Origin of the sequence: Bacillus sp. V3-13, assembly GCF_002860165.1 — a bacterium.
GTDB lineage: Bacteria > Bacillota > Bacilli > Bacillales > Cytobacillaceae > Bacillus_BJ.
This window is the reverse complement of sequence record NZ_PGUZ01000003.1, coordinates 1-20,679: the sequence shown is the minus strand read 5'-3', so window position 1 is coordinate 20,679 and position 20,679 is coordinate 1. Positions and strand designations below refer to the sequence as shown.

At 42.6% G+C, this 20,679-nt stretch carries 25 protein-coding genes; 19 read left to right on the top strand and 6 right to left on the bottom strand.

What is annotated here, in order from left to right; all coding sequences use genetic code 11:
* Nucleotides 1–49: 49 nt before the first annotated feature.
* From CU633_RS01435 to CU633_RS01415, 5 genes are all read left to right on the top strand, one after another.
* Entirely contained in the window at nucleotides 50–1,018 is a 969-nt protein-coding gene (locus CU633_RS01435) for a sugar-binding transcriptional regulator (RefSeq protein WP_101657949.1), read from the top strand.
* Nucleotides 996–2,558 (top strand): autoinducer-2 kinase, encoded by a 1,563-nt coding sequence (gene lsrK, locus CU633_RS01430; RefSeq protein WP_101657948.1) that lies wholly within the window; start codon nucleotides 996–998, stop codon nucleotides 2,556–2,558. Before CU633_RS01435 ends, lsrK begins: the two co-directional genes overlap by 23 nt.
* 20 nt (nucleotides 2,559–2,578) lie before the next feature.
* On the top strand, nucleotides 2,579–2,935 hold the full coding sequence (locus CU633_RS01425; protein ID WP_101657947.1) for a cupin domain-containing protein: 357 nt from the start codon (nucleotides 2,579–2,581) through the stop codon (nucleotides 2,933–2,935).
* A gap of 13 nt (nucleotides 2,936–2,948) precedes the next feature.
* Entirely contained in the window at nucleotides 2,949–3,740 is a 792-nt protein-coding gene (gene lsrF / locus CU633_RS01420; RefSeq protein WP_101657946.1) for a 3-hydroxy-5-phosphonooxypentane-2,4-dione thiolase, read from the top strand.
* Between the two features lie 231 nt (nucleotides 3,741–3,971).
* Nucleotides 3,972–4,436 (top strand): DUF420 domain-containing protein, encoded by a 465-nt coding sequence (locus CU633_RS01415; RefSeq protein ID WP_101657945.1) that lies wholly within the window; start codon nucleotides 3,972–3,974, stop codon nucleotides 4,434–4,436.
* A gap of 465 nt (nucleotides 4,437–4,901) precedes the next feature.
* On the opposite strand, the gene CU633_RS01410 is transcribed toward CU633_RS01415, so the two are convergent.
* From CU633_RS01410 to CU633_RS01400, 3 genes are all read right to left on the bottom strand, one after another.
* Nucleotides 4,902–5,255 carry a YugN family protein gene (locus tag CU633_RS01410; RefSeq protein ID WP_101657944.1) on the bottom strand — a complete coding sequence of 118 codons (354 nt, stop codon included), beginning with the start codon at nucleotides 5,253–5,255 and terminating at the stop codon, nucleotides 4,902–4,904.
* A gap of 183 nt (nucleotides 5,256–5,438) precedes the next feature.
* Nucleotides 5,439–6,362, bottom strand: coding sequence for a S66 peptidase family protein (locus CU633_RS01405; RefSeq protein WP_101657943.1), 924 nt, complete (start codon nucleotides 6,360–6,362; stop codon nucleotides 5,439–5,441).
* 363 nt (nucleotides 6,363–6,725) lie between these two features.
* The gene (locus tag CU633_RS01400) at nucleotides 6,726–7,361 is read right to left on the bottom strand and encodes a DUF2238 domain-containing protein (RefSeq protein ID WP_374703335.1); all 636 of its coding nucleotides are present in this window, start codon (nucleotides 7,359–7,361) and stop codon (nucleotides 6,726–6,728) included.
* A gap of 342 nt (nucleotides 7,362–7,703) precedes the next feature.
* Here CU633_RS01400 and CU633_RS01395 point away from each other — a divergent pair, with 342 nt between their 5' ends.
* The 6 genes from CU633_RS01395 to CU633_RS01370 all read left to right on the top strand — a co-directional run bounded on the left by CU633_RS01395 (nucleotide 7,704) and on the right by CU633_RS01370 (nucleotide 11,174).
* Nucleotides 7,704–8,132, top strand: a complete 429-nt coding sequence (locus CU633_RS01395; RefSeq protein ID WP_101657942.1) for a CBS domain-containing protein — start codon at nucleotides 7,704–7,706, stop codon at nucleotides 8,130–8,132.
* Nucleotides 8,133–8,279: 147 nt separating this feature from the next.
* The gene (locus tag CU633_RS01390; protein WP_142383386.1) at nucleotides 8,280–9,344 is read left to right on the top strand and encodes a CAP domain-containing protein; all 1,065 of its coding nucleotides are present in this window, start codon (nucleotides 8,280–8,282) and stop codon (nucleotides 9,342–9,344) included.
* A gap of 114 nt (nucleotides 9,345–9,458) precedes the next feature.
* Nucleotides 9,459–9,860: a YlbD family protein gene (locus tag CU633_RS01385; protein WP_101657940.1), complete on the top strand. Its 402-nt coding sequence runs from the start codon at nucleotides 9,459–9,461 to the stop codon at nucleotides 9,858–9,860.
* Between the two features lie 12 nt (nucleotides 9,861–9,872).
* A complete protein-coding gene (locus tag CU633_RS01380) occupies nucleotides 9,873–10,112 on the top strand; it encodes a YlbE-like family protein (RefSeq protein ID WP_101657939.1) in 240 nt (79 codons plus the stop codon).
* Nucleotides 10,113–10,227: 115 nt separating this feature from the next.
* Nucleotides 10,228–10,668 (top strand): hypothetical protein, encoded by a 441-nt coding sequence (locus CU633_RS01375; protein ID WP_257958375.1) that lies wholly within the window; start codon nucleotides 10,228–10,230, stop codon nucleotides 10,666–10,668.
* A gap of 59 nt (nucleotides 10,669–10,727) precedes the next feature.
* Entirely contained in the window at nucleotides 10,728–11,174 is a 447-nt protein-coding gene (locus tag CU633_RS01370) for a YlbF family regulator (protein ID WP_101657938.1), read from the top strand.
* A gap of 94 nt (nucleotides 11,175–11,268) precedes the next feature.
* Here the strand turns inward: CU633_RS01370 and CU633_RS01365 are convergent, their stop codons facing one another.
* Nucleotides 11,269–11,604 (bottom strand): hypothetical protein, encoded by a 336-nt coding sequence (locus CU633_RS01365; RefSeq protein ID WP_101657937.1) that lies wholly within the window; start codon nucleotides 11,602–11,604, stop codon nucleotides 11,269–11,271.
* Nucleotides 11,605–11,739: 135 nt separating this feature from the next.
* Between CU633_RS01365 and CU633_RS01360 the strand changes: the two genes are divergently transcribed.
* The 4 genes from CU633_RS01360 (at nucleotide 11,740) to coaD (ending at nucleotide 15,011) form a co-directional block, all read left to right on the top strand.
* The gene (locus CU633_RS01360) at nucleotides 11,740–12,015 is read left to right on the top strand and encodes a YlbG family protein (RefSeq protein WP_101657936.1); all 276 of its coding nucleotides are present in this window, start codon (nucleotides 11,740–11,742) and stop codon (nucleotides 12,013–12,015) included.
* Between the two features lie 196 nt (nucleotides 12,016–12,211).
* Nucleotides 12,212–13,636, top strand: a complete 1,425-nt coding sequence (locus CU633_RS01355) for a stalk domain-containing protein (protein ID WP_101657935.1) — start codon at nucleotides 12,212–12,214, stop codon at nucleotides 13,634–13,636.
* Between the two features lie 318 nt (nucleotides 13,637–13,954).
* Nucleotides 13,955–14,536, top strand: a complete 582-nt coding sequence (gene rsmD / locus CU633_RS01345) for a 16S rRNA (guanine(966)-N(2))-methyltransferase RsmD (protein ID WP_101657934.1) — start codon at nucleotides 13,955–13,957, stop codon at nucleotides 14,534–14,536.
* A complete protein-coding gene (coaD, locus tag CU633_RS01340) occupies nucleotides 14,529–15,011 on the top strand; it encodes a pantetheine-phosphate adenylyltransferase (RefSeq protein WP_101657933.1) in 483 nt (160 codons plus the stop codon). Before rsmD ends, coaD begins: the two co-directional genes overlap by 8 nt.
* Nucleotides 15,012–15,068: 57 nt before the next feature.
* Here the strand turns inward: coaD and ylbJ are convergent, their stop codons facing one another.
* Complete coding sequence (gene ylbJ, locus CU633_RS01335) at nucleotides 15,069–16,286, bottom strand: sporulation integral membrane protein YlbJ (protein WP_101657932.1); 1,218 nt, start codon at nucleotides 16,284–16,286, stop codon at nucleotides 15,069–15,071.
* A 203-nt stretch (nucleotides 16,287–16,489) separates the two neighbouring features.
* Here ylbJ and CU633_RS01330 point away from each other — a divergent pair, with 203 nt between their 5' ends.
* Nucleotides 16,490–17,275, top strand: coding sequence for a patatin-like phospholipase family protein (locus tag CU633_RS01330; RefSeq protein ID WP_101657931.1), 786 nt, complete (start codon nucleotides 16,490–16,492; stop codon nucleotides 17,273–17,275).
* Nucleotides 17,276–17,278: 3 nt separating this feature from the next.
* A complete protein-coding gene (locus CU633_RS01325; protein WP_101657930.1) occupies nucleotides 17,279–18,298 on the top strand; it encodes a SepM family pheromone-processing serine protease in 1,020 nt (339 codons plus the stop codon).
* A 53-nt stretch (nucleotides 18,299–18,351) separates the two neighbouring features.
* On the opposite strand, the gene CU633_RS01320 is transcribed toward CU633_RS01325, so the two are convergent.
* Complete coding sequence (locus tag CU633_RS01320) at nucleotides 18,352–19,572, bottom strand: nucleotidyltransferase (RefSeq protein ID WP_101657929.1); 1,221 nt, start codon at nucleotides 19,570–19,572, stop codon at nucleotides 18,352–18,354.
* Between the two features lie 211 nt (nucleotides 19,573–19,783).
* Between CU633_RS01320 and CU633_RS01315 the strand changes: the two genes are divergently transcribed.
* Nucleotides 19,784–20,305, top strand: a complete 522-nt coding sequence (locus tag CU633_RS01315) for a YceD family protein (protein ID WP_101657928.1) — start codon at nucleotides 19,784–19,786, stop codon at nucleotides 20,303–20,305.
* Nucleotides 20,306–20,396: 91 nt separating this feature from the next.
* Nucleotides 20,397–20,570, top strand: a complete 174-nt coding sequence (gene rpmF, locus CU633_RS01310) for a 50S ribosomal protein L32 (protein WP_101657927.1) — start codon at nucleotides 20,397–20,399, stop codon at nucleotides 20,568–20,570.
* Nucleotides 20,571–20,679 lie beyond the last annotated feature (109 nt).

Here is a 20,679-nt window from a genome sequence, read left to right as displayed (position 1 = left end):
TGAACAATTAATTGCACGGTGAACATTTGTCTCAAGGAGTGTAACCGCGATGAACGAAGATATTTATACAGAAAATGTACTCATCAAAGTAGCCTGGTACTATTATAAGGAAAATTTAACCCAGAACGAGATTGCTGATTTACTCGATATTTCCCGTATGAAAGTGGTGCGCCTGCTTGAAAGGGCGAGAGCAGAAGGAATTGTCCAGTTCCATATAAAAGGACATAGGGAAAACCTTCTGTCAATCGAAAAAGAGTTCAAGGAAGCTTTCGCTCTTGCAAATGCATTTGTTATTCCGACTCCGCCCGATCAAAGCGATTTGAGCAATTCATTATCACGGGCCGCTGCCCAATATTTGCAGAATAAACTTGCCAATAACGACCTCGTTGGCCTCGGATGGGGAAGGGCTGTGTCAAAAACAATTGATTATCTTTCGATGGACCCTGACAGCCATATTTCCGTTGTAACCTTGACAGGCGGTGTCAATTATTATCTTCATAATCGGAGCAACCATGATGGTGGTATGGAACAATTCCACCAGATTCATGTGATTCCGGCACCGTTTCTTGCTTCCACAGAAGAAATGGCTGAGAGCTTTTTGACGGAACCTTCCGTCAAAGAGATTCTTGATTTAGCACAACTCTGCAAATATATGATTGTTGGGATCGGAGGAATATATCCCGATGCCACAATCATTCAGGAAGAGAAAATGACGCTGAATGAGCTTACGTTCATTAAACAGCAGAATGCAGTGGGCGATATTTTAGGGCAGTTTTTTGACCGCAATGGACAGGTGCTGGACTTGCCGCATCATAAGAGATTAATTGGATTAACCCTGTCCTCACTGCATGGAATGAATAATGTGATTGGGGTTGCGGGAGGCAGGAAAAAAGTAGAAGCCATTTACGGTGCATTGAAAGGGAGATACATTCACACCATGATCACGGATGAAGCAACGGCTCTATCTTTAATCAATATGGAGGTGAATCATCGGAATGGAGTACATTCTGGCATTTGATGCCGGCACGGGCAGTATTCGTGCCGTTCTGTTCGATAACGCAGGAAATCAAGCGGGTGTATCGCAAATAGAATGGCATCATCGCTCACATGAACAGTATCCAGGTTCAATGGATTTTGACTTTGAAACGAATTGGAAGCTGGTTGTTCAGTGCGTCCATAAAGTCCTGGAAAATACCGGGATAAACCCAAAAGATATAAAAGCGGTGAGCGCTACCAGCATGAGGGAGGGGATTGTCCTATACGATCAAAGCGGAAAAGAAATTTGGGCATGTGCAAATGTGGATGCACGCGCTTCGGAGGAAGTGAAATTTCTAAAACAGTCAAACTCGGGAATAGAAGAAAAAATTTATCGGTTATCCGGACAGACCTTTGCGCTAGGGGCGCTCCCAAGGCTTTTATGGTTGAAAAACCATCAACCGTTTATTTATGAGAAAGCAGCCGCGATCTCGATGATTAATGATTGGATCCTCTACAAATTGTCGGGCAGGCTTCATGTCGAACCATCGAATGGATGTACAACAGGTATTTTTGATTTGGTTAAACGGGAATGGTCACAGGATATACCTGGTCTTTGCGGAATTAAGAAAGGCTTGTTTCCGCCAGTAAACGAAGCGGGTACCATTTTAGGCCGGATCACAGATGAAGCCGCAGCGCTAACCGGGCTTGAGGCGGGTACTCCAGTCGTTTCCGGCGGGGGAGACGCACAAATGGCCTCGGTAGGGGTGGGGGCAGTTGCGGATCAGCAAACGGTTGTATCGGGTGGCTCGTTCTGGCAGCAAGAAGTAAACGTTAAAGAGCCGATTGTCGGTGAGCAAGGGCGCATTCGTGTCAATTGCCATGCAGTACCCGGCCTGTGGCAGCTGGAAACGATTGCGTTTTTTCCAGGGCTTGTGATGAGATGGTTCCGGGATGCATTTTGTGAACTTGAAAAAGAAGAGGCTGCTCGTACCGGTCGTGATCCGTATGAGATTTTAGAGGAAAAAGCGATGGCTGTCCCGGTCGGATCAAACGGAATCATTCCGATCTTTTCCAATATTATGAATTATAGGTTCTGGAGGCATGCTGCACCGTCATTTATTAACCTCACATTGGACCCTCAAAAAACAGGTAAAAAAGAAATGTTCAAAGCTCTTCAAGAAAACGCTGCTCTTATCACACTTGGAAACCTGAAACTCATTCAAGAAGAAACGGGATTTTATCCGAAGGAAGTCATTTTTGCCGGGGGTGCTTCAAAGGGAAAATTATGGAGCCAGACCCTTGCTGATGTATTGGGTGTTCCTGTAAAGGTACCTGTTGTAAAAGAAGCCGCATCTTTGGGAACTGCCCTGTATGCGGGAATTGGCGCGGGAATTTACGCCGATATTGAGGAAGCTGTAAATATTGTCGTGAAGTGGGAACGAACCCACCAACCCAATATGGAAAACCACGTAAAGTATTTGGAAATCTATGAAACATGGAGAAAGGTTTATAAAGAGCAGCTGCGATTGGCGGACTATGGTCTAACCACCCACATGTGGAAGGCACCGGGACTGGCGTAAATGTGAAAGGAGGTGAAGGAATGAAGAAAGTGAACGAACAGGATTTTGAATACCGATTTGGCGACAATGGACCGAAATATTTAACAAAAGGGCCAAATGTTGACCTTGGAGTTGTCGTATTAAAACCCGGTCAGGATTTTCCCAACCATTATCATACAGTCTGTGAAGAAATCTTTTATATCCTTGAGGGTGAAATAGATTTCTATATTAATAATAAAAAAGTGCCGGCTAAACCAGGTGATATGATTCAATGCCGGCCGAATGACTCTCATTATCTTATTAATCAATCAAAGCAAAATTTCAAAGCTGTCTTCATCAAATCACCGCATATTTCCGAGAAGGATTCAGTCGTTATTGATAAGCCGGAAATTAATTAAGGAGTGAAAAACGATGAGCTGGGGATTCGAAAATCGATTAAATAAAATTTTGCCAAATAAAAGGGCGGTTATGCTTGCGATTGACCACGGCTATTTTTTAGGTCCCATTTCCGGACTTGAAAAGCCGGGTGAAACGGTAAAAGACCTTTTGGCCTATACCGATTCCTTATACTTAACGAGGGGAACGCTTGCTGCTTCGATTCCGGTAGAAACGGAAAAACCGATGGTTCTCCGCGTATCCGGCGGACCAACTGTAGTAGGAAAAGACCTGGCAAATGAAACGATTGTTACCTCGGTAAAAGAAGCAATTCGCCACAACGCTGTCGGGGTAGGAGTCTCAATATTTGTTGGTTCAGATTATGAAACTCAAACAATCACCAATCTGGCCCATGTCGTAACAGATGCCCATGATTACGGTCTTCCTGTCCTTGGCATTACAGCAGTAGGGAAAGAGCTCGAAAAACGGGATTCGCGATTCCTGGCATTAGCGTCCCGTGTGGCTGCGGAAATGGGGGCAGATATCGTGAAAACATACTATTGTGATCACTTTGAACAGGTAACAAGCAAGTGTCCAGTTCCGATTGTGATTGCGGGCGGTCCTAAATTTGATACGATCCGTGAAGCGCTGGACATCACATACAATGCGATGAATCAAGGTGCGGCGGGTGTCGATATGGGGCGAAACATCTGGCAGTCCGAACATCCCGTTGCGATGATCAAGGCGATTCATTCAATTGTCCACGAGAGATACAGTGTCGACAGAGCGGTGGAATTGTACGAATCGGAAGCGAATGTAAATGTCTAATAATTGAATCTGCAAAGTGGAGAAAAGGTGGCCCAAACCAGGTCACTTTTTTTGTCTTTCTTGTCAATATTTTCAGCACAAATATTTCGGTATAAAGCATGTCTGTGATTTTTTTAATAGATTTGCGGCCAAATCGCAATATTTTATGAACAATGATAATGATTGTTGAAAAATAGTGATTCTTGCCATAAAATGATTCTATGTGCAAAAAGAATGGAGAGGTAATTATTCATGCAATCAATTCCGATACTTCCAACGATCAGCACGACGTTTATCGTGCTCAGTGCCGTTACGGTGGCGATCGGTTGGTACCTGATCAAACAGCGAAAAATTGAAGCCCATAAAAAAACGATGGTCGTCGCAGCTATTTTTGCGCTTATTTTCTTTCTCATTTATGCGAGCCGGACAATCTTCATCGGAAATACAGCGTTTGGCGGCCCGGCTGATATTAAAATATACTATACCATTTTCCTTGTCTTTCATATTTTCCTGGCAACGACTGGTGCCGTTTTCGGGATCGTGACGCTCTTGACAGGCTATAAAAACAAATTGGCCCGCCATCGAAAGCTCGGCCCGATTACAAGTATCATCTGGTTTTTTACCGCAACGACAGGCGTAGCAGTGTATCTCCTTTTATACATTTTCTACAGGGGCGGAGAAACAACATCCGTTATCAAAGCTATTTTAGGATTTTAATAGGCCGGTAAAAAAGTGCTGCGAATTGTGCAGTGCTTTTTTAGTGGGAAAAATCCTTTTAAAGGAATTTTCTTTTTTTGCTATATAAATTGAATTTAACATTTTCCAACTATCTTCAAATGGGCTAAAGAGAGCGGGTACTTTTATTGCTCATGAAGGACAAATCTCATTCGAAAAATAGGAAAAGTGGTCTTCATAGGGCTCATGAAGGACAAATCTCATTTGAAAAATAGCAAAAGCGGTCTTCATAGGGCTCATGAAACCAAAAGAACTTTTTCAGCTCGGGCTTTTAACAGGCAGCGAAAAAGAAATAGACGAGCTGGAAAAGAAAATACCAGTCCAGAAGACGTTTATCTATGACTTTTTTTAGACTAACAAAACACCTCAAAATTCACCTGTTTTGCTTGTATTATCGCCATGGATCGAAAGAAGCTATTAAATTAAAAAAAGGCGCACTCTGCGCCTTTAAAATTTCTCAATAATTGCTTTTAACTCAGCAAGCAGTTTTTCACATTGGGTGACAAGCGGCTGAGGGAAATGTTCGTCTTCTCCATATTCTACGCCGTGTGGATAGTAATGTTTGCCAAGCACAGGTGTCATCAATTGAATTGTTGCATTGTGGGCACCAACGTCACCTTCTATCGCATAACCAAACACGCGCAGATAGTAAGTACCTTCTTTCAGCTCAAACTTGCGGTCGTATGTAACACGTTCATAATCCCATTGTTCTTCCCGTACAAGTCCATGATCGAGCATGACCTCATCAAGACGATTTAAATCTGCTTTCAATTCTTCAAAACCGGTATTCTCAAATTTCATTCTATATCCCTCCTAAAAAACAATCCGATCAGACAATAAATTAAGGCGAGTTTATCTCAATTCAATAATAGTAGAAAAGTAAAAAAGTTGCAATGATAACATTGGACCCGTTTTCAAACCTGAAAAGCAGGGATTGTTACTGGTGGGATGGCTAATCATCCTCTCGAAACAAAAAATTTCATATCAAAAAGAAACGGTTGGTTCAAGTACAGTCAATGTATTATCTATCGTATTGAGATTAACAGAAGCACCGATTGGAATAGCAGCTTTATAAAAACCATGCCCTGTAGCAAGGTTGACCATCAGAGGTTTTCCTAACGGGACTAACCAATCATTAATTAATTCTTCATATGTTGTATCATAAGATACAAGGCAATTCGTACATTCTCCCATGATAATACCAAGACAATCCTGGAATTTACCTGACATCAATAGTTGGGTTAGATACCGAAAAATCGTTGTAGTAGGTGAATTGATTTCTTCTAAAAAAAGAATTTTTCCTCGAGTATCGATTTCAAATGGAGTGCCAAGGGTATTTACTAACGAAGTCATATTTCCACCTACTATTGGACCCGTTACATTTCCTGCTACTAAACTCATCAGAGGCATATCCGGTGGATTTTGGATAATCCTGGGAGAAATGACTGTAGAGGTTGCTTGAAAGAATTGATTGAAATTATAAGCAGGTGTCTCTAATCTAAAATCAATAAGCATGAGGCTGTGGAGCGTAATTAAATCACTAAATTGATACAAACTATTTAGTAGAACTGTTATGTCACTATAACCGGATATAATTTTAGGGTTCTCTCTTATGACGTCATAATCCAGATAAGGAAGAATGGTCTGAACCCCTGTCCCTCCTCGTGTTGGCAGTATCATTTTGACTCTCGGATCTCTGAACATGTTCATTACATCCTCGGCTCTTTGCTCGGCTGGTGCAGCTACGATGCCTTCATAGGAATAAACATACCTGCCAAAAACAACATTATAGCCCATATCTCTCAAAGTTTGTGCTCTGGCATTAATAATATTAGCATCAAGAGGGCTGCCAGGTGTAACCAATCCAATCGTGTCTCCTCTTTGCAACAACGGTGGTCTTATTGCCATATGTTTTCCTCTCCCTCTATTCTCTTCTTTCGTAAGCATGGGCCAGGGGAGAACACGCTTCCCTGCGGATTTTCACCGGCCAGGAAGTTCTCCTGCCCCAGCTAATTTGCTTTTTGGTGCTCCTAATTCCTTGCCTTGCGACCCGGTGCTGCAATTGTTTTCCGGCGATCCTCCCTTCTGGAGCTACAGAGGCGCATGATTAATAAAATATATGAAAAAATATTTATTTTAACAACGATTTATTAAAGCAGGAAGATGTAATAACAATCAATAATTTAAGATGAATGAACAGTACGATTAAAATGTGGAATAAAGAAAAGCATAGAAAATGCGGTCCCCCGGAAGCTGCAGCGGAATGGAGAATTATTTTATATTCAATTCTTTTTCTAACTGCCGGTTATGCAGTTTAGTGAAAAAAAGTAATGCGAGAATCGATCCGATTAATGTTAGCATCGAATCCCATTGTGTATCCCAAATATCTCCCTGCGTTCCTAAAAAGTCTTTTGCGACTTTTCCCCCATGGGTAAGGAAAGAATAAAGCCATTCTGAGATTTCGTACAGGGCAGCAATTGCAAGAATCATGCTTACCGCAATAAAATTTACCCAAAAGCCTTTTGTTAACGGTGTTTTTCGTAACAGTATTTCTCTCATTACAATTGCAAGCAGCCCTTTAAGAAAATGTCCAAACCGGTCGTATAAGTTTCGTCCTAAATTAAATTCTTCTTTTAGCCAATCAAAAGCAGGTACGTTAGAGTAAATGTAATGGCCGCCGATAAACGCAATAATGGATACAATTGTAATAATGGCGTAAGAGAGGGTAGTTAGACGAAATTTTTTATAAGTGGCAGTAACGATAATCAATCCAATAACAGCCGGGCTTACTTCCATAGCCCAGTTTGAAAATCTTACAGGTTTTATAGCAGACCAAATAAAGAAAGCAATAACAACAATAAGTAATAATAGATGAAGGATAACCCTGGTCCCTGTTCTTGGTTGCACTTTTTTCACTCCTAAAGAGATAATTTGTAAACCATCCACATAGAATTGTTTTTATTTATCTTTTCCTTATTTAAACAAATTATCAGCAGACAGGAAGTTAAAAATTTGCGTTTAGACTGAAGTGTTACTTCCATCTAATATTGAGTCGAGTCTTCATCTATTTCCAAAACGCTTTGTGCAACATAATTGTGTATAAATATTCTTCTTTTGGAAAACCTACAAGCGTAACCGAAACAAAACCCAAAAAACCGTTACAGAACATTTTCTCAGAATAAGATTATTTTCATCTTATTATTTGTGGAAAACAGACTGGACAAACTTCAGTATTTTAAAGGAGGACATATGGAACAGGTTCGTGATATTATGACTGAGGATGTCGAAACATGCTCCTTGCTTGATAATGTATTTGAAGTCGCTGTTAAGATGAAGGAATTGGATGTCGGGGCGATTCCGATTGTCGATAACGAGAAACTTGTCGGCATGATTACAGACCGGGATATTGTCGTTCGCGGTATTGCTGAAAAATATCCGGGATCATCGAAGGTGGAAGCGATTATGAGCAAAAACCTGATCACGGTCAGTCCTGACACCTCGACTAAAGAAGCTGCTGAATTGATGGCACAACACCAAATTCGCAGATTGCCTGTTGTTGAAAATGGAAAGCTGGTTGGAATCGTCGCCCTCGGTGATTTGGCCGTTCGTGAACTTACGGATGATCAAGCGAAAACAGCACTTTCTGAAATATCAGAGCCGGAAGAATATCACCACTGAGAAGACATCTAAAGGTGTCTTTTCTTTTTTTATACATAGTTTCGGGGCTAAACAGTGTTCTATCAAAAACAAAGATATAGATGCTATAATATTTTTGAATAGCATACATATATATAATAGAGAAATTGATAGAAAGGAGGTTTCCCACTGAGAACTCTTGTCAGGATTTTAATTATAGTATCTGCACTATTAACATTTGGATTATACCTTGGTTTAAACGGGGAGAAAGAAAACGACATTCTTATTGAAAACGAAAAGCCGTTATCAAAAGAAGATTTGCCTTTATCAGAAACGACTGAAAATCAACAGTCCGGGATTGAAGCCCCTAAAGAAGGCCTTGCCGCTTTGATGGGGCAAAATAGCCAGGCTGTCCAAACCGCGCTTGGTGAACCGGATCGACGTGACCCATCTTATTATGATTACGAATGGTGGATCTATCAGGATCCCCAAAACTATATACAAGTTGGCATCGAAGAGGATAAAGTCGTAACCATTTATGCCAACGGCAAGGACAGCAACGTCCAGCCATTTCATATTGGCCAGCAGATAGAGGAAATTCATACTTCCGTATTAATAGAAACGAATGTAAATCTTGAATATGACAAAGGGTCATACCGATTTGAATTGTCCGAGACGGATATGAACACCCGTCCGCTTGTTAAAATTGGCGACTATTTTGCCCAGCTTTATATCGACAAATTTACAGGCAGCCTTTCAAGCATCCGTTATTTGGATAAGAAGACGCTGATCACCCATAGACCGTATGAGCTTGCGTATCGCGGTCCGTTGCCTGAACCCAAGCCTCTGGAAGAAACAAAGAGACAACGGGTCGAGGATGGTATGGAACAGCAAATATTTGATATTACAAATATTATTAGAATCCGCCATAACGCCAGTCCTGTCGCCTGGGATGAAAAAACGGCCGAGGTTGCTTATGCCCACAGCAAGGATATGCATGACAGCGGCGATTTTTCCCACACTTCTAAAACATCGGGCGATTTAGCGGACAGGCTCGATGCGGCCGATGTCTTTTACCAGCTCGCAGGGGAAAATATTGCGGCAAACTATATTGATGCCCCCGAGGTTGTCGAAGGCTGGCTGAATAGTCAAGGACATCGTGAAACCTTGCTAAATCCAGATTACACCCATCTTGGTGTCGGAGTTTATAAAAGGCATTATACACAAAATTTTATTCAAAACTGGGAAGAGTGACCCAAATAGGCGTGTATTCGTCCCCGCGCTTTTGCCTTTATTCGTTTCTCACCGATTTTACTTAAAAATCATATTGTATGATAGGCGAATGGATCATAATAGAGGTGAATCAAAATGGTACAGAAAAAGCTTCATCCGTCTGTAGAACAATTTAAGGAATTTGTCAAAGCAAATCCAAAAATTATTCAGGAAGTGCGAAAAGGGAAGACGACATGGAAAGAGCTTTATGAAGATTGGTATTTGTTTGGCGAGGATGACAGCAGATGGGATTCTTTTCGGGAAGGCAAAAAGCCAGGCAAAAAAGAGACTGACGAAAAGAAAACCGATTGGATGGCACAAATAACGAGCGTGATTAAAAAAATGGACCAGAATCAAATGCAGGAGCATATCCAGAACATCAGCCAGGCTCTTGCCGCTGTCCAGGGGGTAATCGCCCAATTTCAAAGATCTCCCCAACAGCCGGGCCCGCAACAGGCAAACCCGCCAACGAGCCCGTTTATGTTTAGAAAGGACTGAGAGGAAAAAAAAGTGCGAACCGAATTAATCGAGTTTTTGAACAGCAAAAAAGATTTAAAGCAATTTGTCAGAGAGCAGCCCCAATGGTACCGGTTGTTAACAAGAAATCCATATGACGTTGAAAAGCTTGAGGTGGCTGCCCTTGATTATTATAAAAAAACGATACCACATCAGGTTGAAAAATTCTCAAACGGTGTGCAAATGGCATCGATGATGATGCATATGCTCCAGACGATGAAGTCAGGCTCTTAACAAAGGCTTTCTTACCTGCAGGGAGAGCCTTTCTATGCCTGGATTGATAATTGTGTGCTGTTCGGTTAAAAAATGGACATGCGGCTAATAATACAGGCATAAAGGAGTGAAGAAAGTGAAACGGAAAGCCTGCCTTTTGCTGATGTTTGGGTTTGTATGCCTTACAGGATGCCGGAGGGATTTGCCTGAGCCGGAAACGGCAACGAAAGTGCATGCCGAATCGTCGCTGCCTGCCGAAATAAGCGGGGATGCAACTGTATCTGCGTTTAAACAGGCAGAAAACAGGACATTTACTGTGCAGCACCATATAAAAGGGAATAACGTCTTTGTTGAATGCGTTGTCACAGGTATATCATTCCGGGCTCCACATGAAACAGGGAAAGAGCAAGGGAAAATAGTCGTTTTTGTAGATGGGAAAAAGACAGAAGAAGTGACGGCGGCTGCCTTCATTTTAAAAAACCTTTCCCCTGGAACCCATCGGATCAAATTGGAAGTGGTGCAGCCGAATAATCAGCCGTACCAGCTCAAAAATGAATTTTCTGTGATCATTTCCTGACGAATCATTTAGCTTTAGATACAGTTTCATGATAAAATATGAGACGGAGGTGTGCCAATTTGCTTGCTACAACAGAAAGAGTCAGGCTTTTAGATATGGCTGATGAATTAGCCAACATGATCATAGAATCAGATGCTGCCGAGCATTATCGCCAATGTTTATATAAATTACAGCACAGCCGGGAAACGCAGCGGAAGCTCCAGGCCTTCATCAAGATGAAGGAGATGTATGAGGAAGTGCAAAGGTTCGGCAAATATCACCCCGATTACAAAAAGGTGATGGGAGAAATCCGCACAGTAAAAAGGGAACTGGATTTAGATTCGAATATATACGAATTTAAGAAGGCAGAAAACGAGCTTCAAGCATTACTTGACGAAGTGAGTGCCCTGATTGGCAAATCAGTTTCCGAAAGTGTAAAAGTGCCGACCGGCAATCCTTTCTTCGACAGCGGATCGAGCTGTGGTGGCGGCTGTGGTTCAGGCGGAAGCTGCGGATGTTCCGCTTGATGACCAAGAGAACAATGAAAAAGGCAGGGGATCACCCATGCCTTTTTCATTTGTCCTCATAACACGCGCGAGAAAATTTCACGGTCTGGCGGACCTAAGTCCAAAACGATTGCAGCTTAAACCGGACACAGTCAGCACACTGGTTGCCGCAGCAAAACATTTTCTGCTGAGGGACAAAAAAACGGTGCCGGTAGACGAACAATTGATCGTCTGCGCGGACAAACACCGTTTCACTATGCAGTTGCTTTCCCTTCATCGCCTTTGCCGAGGAACGCCGAATCGCTGCATCCAACACCTGGCCAGGCTGGTTGTCGATCGCGCATATATAGAGAAACGGAATGCCTGCCGCTTTTTTATAATAGGCTTTATTGATAGCCGGATCTGCTTGCAGCAACTCGATAAAGCGGTCCCAAATATGATCCAAATCCATGTTTTCCACCAATGTCCTTTTACGATTATTTTATAAAAAAGGGCAATCCTGTTTCAAATAAAGGAATCTGCGTTGCTCAAAGAACGTATATTATGCTAGACTATTAGCAATAACCTATCTTGAAGGAGTATCAATATGTTTGGTCAACGGCAGGGAATCATTATTTGGCTGTATTCGCTTAAGCAAGCAAAGATGCTGAGAAGATTTGGAAATGTCCATTATGTTTCAAGGCGTTTGAAATATGCTGTTCTCTATTGTAATCAGGAAGAAATGGAAGGTCTGCTTGAAAAAATTCAATCGTATTCGTTCGTCAAGAAGGCTGAACCTTCTTACAAGCCTTTTCTGCGGCTGGAATTTGAAAATTCCAAACCTGACAAAGCAAAAGAATACGATTATAAAATGGGAATTTAAAAGGTGGGGGAGAACCTCACCTTTTTATAATTTTAAAACACTATTGCATTGGGCTGATAAAATGATTGATTTCAGTATGCCAAAGAATGCTTCCAAATGAAAACATTTTTCGAGTTTTTTATACAAAATTTGTGTGACGAATATGAGCGATTTTGTTATTGTTAAGGTAATCATATTTTGGTGAGGAGAGTTCCGATTGTTACGGGCATTTTTATTTTTATTTACAATATTGTCAGCTGCCATCAGTGGCATATTGTTCTGGCAGTGGGAAGCTTACTCGGAAAAAATTGAGCAGCCTGAGGAGAGCCGGGAGACAGCCCTCCAGCATTTAACAGTTGAATCACAACCCCGGGAATTGAAGGTTTCCCAAACTATAGATGGACTGACAGAGGGAAAGGAATATCGCATTTCGGTTCCGGAATCAATCGAGAACTGGAGCTGCGTGACGAAAGAAGCAAATCCGTGTGAATCAGCCGATGATAATCCGGACACCTTCCTGGCTGACAAAGGAAGCATCACACTCGAATACAGACTGCCTGTCGATGATGGCGCTGCTTCTTTGTTCCTGGATGATTGGACGATAAAATTTCCGGATGTTGCCGCTTCAAGAACGAAGCTGGACATTGTCGATTATGCAAGGAGAAACGGCTCGTGGATTGCCGGCGCACCTTTAAAAGGTCAGCAAAAGCTTGAATTTATCGATTATTATGTATTTGAAGGTGAAGGAGAGGCCCTTTCTCTCTATTGGCAAGCAGCACCATTGGCGACAGCCAATCAAGGTGGAATCATCTATTACCGCGAACCAGTTCAACAGGGGGCACCATTCCAGTTGCAGTCTTTGGCAAAAATCGCTGATTTCCCCCATCTATCGATTGTGATGACCGATCAATATCCTGAAACAATCGGAAAAGGGCTTTTGATCACGAAAAAGAATGAACCAATGGAAACGGTTGAACGAAAAGCAGCCCAAATCTATTTTTCACAAAAGTTGAAAACTCTGTCGCCAGAGGAAAAAGGGCTTATTGACCTTTTTGCCGCTGCGGTCACTAAGCAGCAAAGCTCGAACGCAAAGGGACAAGCAATGTTGAATGATCTCAAGGCGAAGTTGTCTGATGCTCAGCTAAACCTCTTTTTTACTGCAGTGCAAGAGGAGCCGGAACTAACTGCAAAAAAACTGGATGAGCTTCTGGGTGCTGCAGAAGGGATGGGGACTCACTTTTTTACATTAAACAGGGTGGATTCAGCCGCTTTCGTCCCTCTCTATTTCTATGACCCAAGGCCTATCCGTGCAGCCAATAAGCCGGTAGACGGGATCGAAGTTATTTATGAGGACGGGAAAAGGCTGTTCCCATTTACAGAACTCATGACCGGGATGGGCTATGAGACAACTGCTTTAGCTGATCAGGGAGGATTATTGCTCAATAAAGGAACCAACAGTTACCGCTTCTTCGTAGACCGCAATATATTTATTTACAATGAGGAGGATTATGGCCTGTTGGAAAATCCGCTGATCACGATTGATAATCGTATGTATATTGAACAGCAATGGCTTGAAACACTTTTTAATTTTGCAATTGAAGAAAATGAACAGGAAATTATCATTTCCGGGCCGGGAGAGTAACAACAAGAAAAAAACCCTGCAGTTTCCTGCAGGGTCCTTCTATATTCTTATTTCTAAGAATAGAAGGCAAAGGGAGAGGAGAAACCGGAGGAAGAACTTATGGGGAAACGTAAGTCTTCTCCGCGGTTGGCAACAACATCCTCGATAGATGCTGTTAGTAACAGTATTTCCACAATAAATGGGGTTATACACCCTTTTTGGTTATTTTTTTAAAAGTAGGGAGATGAAATAAAGCATCTAACAGGTTGGCGGCAAAAAAACAATTATGATAGGATAATGGAGATGCTTGTTTTATCTCGAAAATTAGTGGTGATACATATGAGAGTCGTTTCAGGAACCTGTAAAGGACGCTTGTTGAAAGCGGTACCGGGAAATTCAACAAGGCCGACAACGGACAAGGTGAAAGAGGCCATGTTTAATATCATCGGCCCATATTTTAATGGAGGCACCGGCCTGGACCTATTCGCAGGGAGCGGCGGATTGGGGATTGAAGCGTTGAGCAGGGGATTGGACCACATGATTTTTGTCGATCGCGATGGAAAGGCCATCCAGACGATTCATGAAAATATCAAAACGTGCGGTTTGGAAGACCGGGCAGAGGTTTACCGGAATGAAGCGCAGCGAGCTCTGAAAGCGATCAAGAAGCGGGAATTAAGGTTCAATTATATTTTTCTTGACCCGCCATACAAACAACAGCAGCTTCTAAAGCTTCTCGGAACGTTCGAACAGGAGAGGATCATTGCTGAAAACGGTACGATAGTCTGTGAGCATAGCCATGACGTTAAACTTCCTGACAAAGTAGGTTCCCTGGTCAAGAAAAAGCATGAGCAATACGGCGTCATCGCCATTTCGATTTTTACAAACGATACTGCGGAGTATGGGGGTAAATCAATTGACTGAAGTAGCGGTATGTTCAGGTAGCTTTGATCCAATTACATATGGGCATCTTGATATTATTAGAAAAGGTGCAAAGGTGTTCAATCAGTTAAATGTCGTTGTCTTAAATAATTCTTCGAAAAAACCATTATTTTCGGTGGAAGAACGAATTCTGCTTATTAAGGAAGCCACGAAAGATATTCCTAACGTCCATGTCGAGTCCTATCAGGGCTTGCTGGTTGATTATGCAAAAAGTGTGAATGCCAAAGTGATTATCCGCGGTTTGCGGGCCGTATCCGATTTTGAATACGAGATGCAGATTACTTCGATGAACCGCGTGTTAAATCCTGACATTGAGACGTTTTTTATTATGACCAACAACCAATACTCTTTTTTAAGTTCAAGTATTGTTAAAGAGGTAGCAAAATACGACGGCCATATTTCCGAGCTGGTCCCTCCTGTTGTCGAACAGGCACTTAAGGATAAATTCGGACGATAACTTAAAAAACCTGCACTAAAGATCATCACAGTGCAGGTTTTTTTCATTAGCCACAAATTACCGCCAGCCGGACATCTTTTTGGCGTACAAAGCTGTATAAACGAGAAGGGATGCAATGGTGATCACCGGGCCCGTATCAACGAGGATCTTATATGCTTGCCAAACCCAGGAATCTTCAGCAAAGACAGTGACGGGAATGGCGTTGGAGGGTTCTTCTGTGTTATAAAACCGTTCATAAACCGGATTCCACAATATAAAGGCAAAGCAGCTGGCGAGTATTCCGTGAATTACACGGGCAATGAAAAAAGGTTGAAAGCGGATATCTGTTTGGGCAAGTATGCTTGCCACCTGGGCTTGAACACTGAATCCGCTGAAAGCAAGGATGAAGCTTGTGATAATCGTCTGCTGCATCAGTGTGGCTTCCTGGACCTGGCTGGTCATTTGGCTGCCAAGCGTGATTTCAAAGAGGCCTGAAATAAATGGAATGCTGAGGGTTACAGGCAAATGCAAAATATCAAGGATCACTTCGATTATTTTTGCGAAAAATGAAGTAAATTGCAGGTGGTAAAGCAGCTTATTGATCACCGAAAACAGGATGATAAAGCCGCCGATCATTAATAAAGTTTGGATCGACGACATGACCGCATCACCGAGCAGCTTCCCGATCGGCCGGTTATCATTCATTCTTGTCCGGTGCAGGGCGGATAGTGCTGTTTTAATGGAAAATTTCTGCCCGCTTTTTTCATTTGTTTTCTCTTCATCTTTTCCGTAAAATCTCATGATCATCCCGACTGAAATATTCCCTAAATAATGGGCCATTGCTAAAATAATCCCTAATTGTGCATGATAAAAAAAACCGACTGAAACCGCGCCGAAAATAAACAAGGGGTTAGATGAATTTGTAAACGAAACCAGCCTTTCTGCCTCGACTCTCGTCAGCTGTCCTTCCTGCCGCAAGCGCGCAGTGAGCTTTGCGCCTGCAGGGTATCCGGAAGCCATCCCCATTGCCCAGACAAAGCCGCCTACCCCGGGAACTTTAAATAAAGGCCGCATCAATGGTTCAAGCAATACTCCAATGAATTTGACGACTCCAAAGCCGATCAGCATTTCTGAAACAATGAAGAACGGCAGCAGGGATGGAAAGACGATTTCCCACCACATATTAAGGCCCCTAATGGAAGCATCAACAGACTCCTGTGGAAAAGAGATCAGCGATACAGCCATCAAGGTGACCGATAAAGCGAGGAAAACTGTTTTGAATTTTGAAAGAAACACTGCTGCCTCCCTCCTTGCTGTGCAAAGTGCATAAAACAGTGTTAGAATATTGGTCATTAGAAAAAAGCCGAATATTTTAAGAGAGGCGTTCATCACCATGCGCCTTCCATGCCTTGTCCTTATATATCCCAATATACTCATAGAACCATGAAATAGACCATAAGATTGAATCAGGTTGAAATTTGAGCGGGAGGTAATCTCTTTTGCGTCGTCCAAAAATAGGTGTCGCGCTTGGTTCAGGAGGAGCCCGGGGGTTTGCCCACTTAGGTGTACTGAAAGTTTTGAAGGAAGAAGGGATACCGGTTGACTTGCTGGCAGGCAGCAGCATGGGAGCAATGGTTGGCTGCTTTTTTGCCGCAGGCCTTGATATAGAAAGGCTCTATAAATTGTCAAAAGCGTTTAAACGCAAATATTACCTCGATTTTACGGTGCCGAAAATGGGTTTTATTTCCGGCAAAAGGGTGAAGGAACTTATTCGTATTTTTACCCATGGGAAAAATATAGAGCAGCTCGATATACCAGTCGGAGTCGTTGCAACAGACCTCATGGCAGGGGAAAAGGTCGTCTTTTACAGCGGGCCGATTGCTGATGCTGTCCGGGCGAGCATTTCAATCCCCGGAATTTTTGTTCCGGAAAAGTTAAATGGCAGGCTTCTCGTTGACGGCGGGGTCATTGACAGAGTGCCTGTTTCTGTCGTAAAGGAGATGGGCGCTGATTTAATCATTGCTGTAGATGTATCGCATGTTAAAATAAATACCGAGATTACCACAATCTACGATGTTATTATGCAGAGCCTCGATATCATGCAAAATGAGCTCGTCATCAACAGGCAGATTGCCTCGGATGTAATGATCCGCCCAAGAGTGGAAATGTACAGCTCGAGAGCTTTTACAAATATAGAAGAAATTATTTCAATCGGTGAAGAGGAAACAAGAAAACAACTTAGTAAAATCAGAAGCGTTTTTGAAAGATGGAAGGAGCCCCAGTAAGTAATGCAGCGAAAATTTTATGTACGTGCCTTCATTATTGCCGCTATTTTCTTGATAGCAAGCACTTTTTATTATTTACCCTTTTATGTGTCAAAACCGGGTATGGCGAAGGAACTTGAAGCAATTATTGAAGTAGAGAACGGTTATGAGGAGGAAGGGAGCTTTATGTTAACGACGGTCAGAATGGGCCGTGCTAACATTTATTCGTACCTGGCTGCGAAATTTAGCAAGTATCATCAGCTCCACCCGGAAGAAATGATCAAGAGCCCGAATGAAACTGATGAGGAATACAATGTCCGACAGCTCCACCTTATGACCACCTCCCAGACAAGCGCCATTGAGGTCGCCTACCAAAAGGCCGGGAAGCAGATCGATTACAAGTACAACGGCGTTTACGTTTTGAACGTTTTTGATGATATGCCAGCCGCCGGGAAATTGGCCGTTGGCGATAAAATTTTTGCGGTGGACGGGCGCGAATTTGAGTCGTCTGATCAGTTTATTGATTATGTGGGCACCAAAAAGGCTGGTGAAGAAATCTCGTTAAGTTTTGAACGAAACGGAAAAACGAAAAACGTTTCACTGTCAATTGAGCCGTACAAAGACCATCCTGAAAAGGTTGGAGTCGGGATCATGCTGACAGATGACAAAGAAGTGATAACCGATCCGGAAGTAACGCTAAATACCGAGGATATCGGCGGGCCCTCGGCCGGTTTAATGTTTTCCCTTGAGATCTATAACCAGCTGACGGAAGAAGATTTGACTAAAGGATATGATATTGCTGGGACAGGAACGATCGAACCAGATGGAAAAGTCGGCAGAATCGGCGGTATTGAGCAAAAAGTCGTTGCAGCCGATCGAGCAGGTGCGGAAATCTTTTTGGCCCCTTTTGAGGAGGGAGCCGGGGGATCAAATTACGAGGCCGCCGTTGCAACAGCAAAAGATATTCGAACGGATATGAAAATTGTTCCCGTTAACTCCTTTGATGAAGCGGTCCAGTATTTGGAGCGACTTGAAGAAAAATAATGAACGGACTAAACACAAGCAGCATTGTATCCACGTGGTACAACGCTGCTTGTTTAATTTTGGTTAAGTAAATAAATCGGATGTTGCTTATATTCATCTCCGACAACGGATGTTTGCATATGTGGCGGCGCCCCGAGCGCATATATCCTTGAACTTTTAATATCAAGCTGGATTTGCTCATTTTTGAAGGCGGACAGCTTTGACACAACCGGGACAGTCAATTGCTGCTTCTTTTTATTCAAATAATCACGGCCGCGCTCGGACATGCCGAGCAACCGTAAATATTGTGGTTCCGTGACGTGTTTCATCTCCGTTTTTTTTGCGTTCGTTAAAATATGGACGCACGTCCGCTGCAGTCTTGTCCATGTGTACCGTTTTGTTTTAACCATTTTCATAAAATCAGCAAAAGAACCTGCTTGAAGCGCGCACGACATAAGCCGGTTTTCGAGCCCTTCCTCAACCTCGTAGATCATTGCCAGTTCCCCGGGCGACATCGTGATCAGCCTGTATCGCAAATAAGGCCAGTAGCTGTCCCAGCTATGAAAATGCCCAAATTCGTGATAATGCTCAGCAAGCAGCCGGTAGGTGCTTTCCGGCACAAAGCTTTTGATCTCGCCAAGCTTTCCCTGTTCGGAAAACAATGCATTCCTGATGCTTGTTGCACTTGCGATCGTTTCTGAAGAAAAATGCTCATCATGGTAACCGGCACTTTTCCGTTTAACCGTTACGGCCTCCATGCCCGTGTCCAATCTTTGCATCGATTTTATGTATTGGAATCCAAGGATATTATTCGGCTTGGATAAATCAGCCATTTCTTTCCCGGGTTTTAAATCTTGAAAGGCGAGCGCCAGCGCTTTTGGATAGCTGACACCTTTACTTATATAGTGCCTGATATTTTCTTGAAACTCGCTGTCATGCCTGTTCAAAAAATCGATAGCGGTATAAAATGAATCAATATCGCCTGATTCGCTTCCGAAGCATAAATGGGTGCAGCCAGCCAACGACAGGATTGACACTGCACCATTGGCGAACACTTCGGCTTTCTGGGTCGCAAATTGGTAAGGCAGCTCAAAAACCAGATCAACCCCGCCTAACAGTGCCATTTTGGCCCGCGTCCATTTTGAAACGAGCGCCGGCTCACCGCGCTGCAAAAAGTTTCCGCTCATCACGGCAATCGCCACATCGGCACCTGTTATTTTTTTTGCCATTTCGAGATGGTGGGCATGGCCGTTATGAAAGGGATTGTATTCAACAATGACTCCGACAACTTTCATGATTCGTTACTCCCTCGCGGTAAAATCTTTTCATTTTTCTTTATGAAAAAGAGCCCGATTTACCTGAAGTCAGGCATACTAAATCCTATTAAAAGGTTGACAAAGCAGTTTAAAGTGGTAGGATAATGTCTACATTATAGTGTAAAGAAAAAATATTGACAAATAATTATATGGAAGCTATAATTACCTTTGTTGCCTTGGGGTGATTCGTATGAAATGGACTTTAAGCCAGTTGCAAAAATATCGAAGCAAGGATTTTCCGATTGATGAAACTGTGAATGTTGATGAAATCAAAAAAATTGATTCGACAATCCGTTCTGTTTCGCCCATGCATATTACAGGCCGGGCAGATATCGATTCAGCGAAAGTGACTTTCCATTTGAAAATAGAAGGTCATTTGGTACTTCCTTGTTCTCGTACTTTAGTTGACGTGAATTATCCAATTAACGTTGAAACAACGGAAACGTTTCTCTTAAAAGGTTTGGATTATGAAACCGAAGAGGAAGTTCATCAAGTAAAAGGAGAAGTAATCGACCTTATGCCGGTTATTCAGGAAATTCTTTTGCTTGAGGTCCCAATGCAAGTTTTCTGTGAAGATAGCGGTGATGAAGGGGCTCCTCAATCAGGAAATGATTGGGAAGTCATTCATGAGCAGGATAAACGTGAAAAGGTTGATCCCCGTCTTGCCGGGCTTGCTAACTTTTTCGATCAAAAAAATAACCCTTCTGAATAAGTAGCCGGAAGGAAAAACAAGAAGCATTTGAAGAATCCAGCTTGATCTGGCCTTCATAACTTTCTTAATTCTCTTTAAGGAGGTGGGAAGAATGGCTGTACCTTTTAGAAGAACTTCTAAAACTGCGAAAAGAAAACGTCGTACTCATTTTAAATTACAGGTTCCCGGTATGGTAGAATGCCCAAACTGTGGAGAAATGAAACTTGCTCACCGTGTATGTAAGTCTTGCGGAACATACAAAGGAAAAGAAGTTGTGAACGACTAATTTCTATTTAGATAAAACCCAGGGACATCGTCCTTGGGTTTTTGTCATTTTCGCGTGCCCAGCAAGCCGTTAATTGCTAGTTGGTGAAAGTCCAACCCGAGTAAGTGTC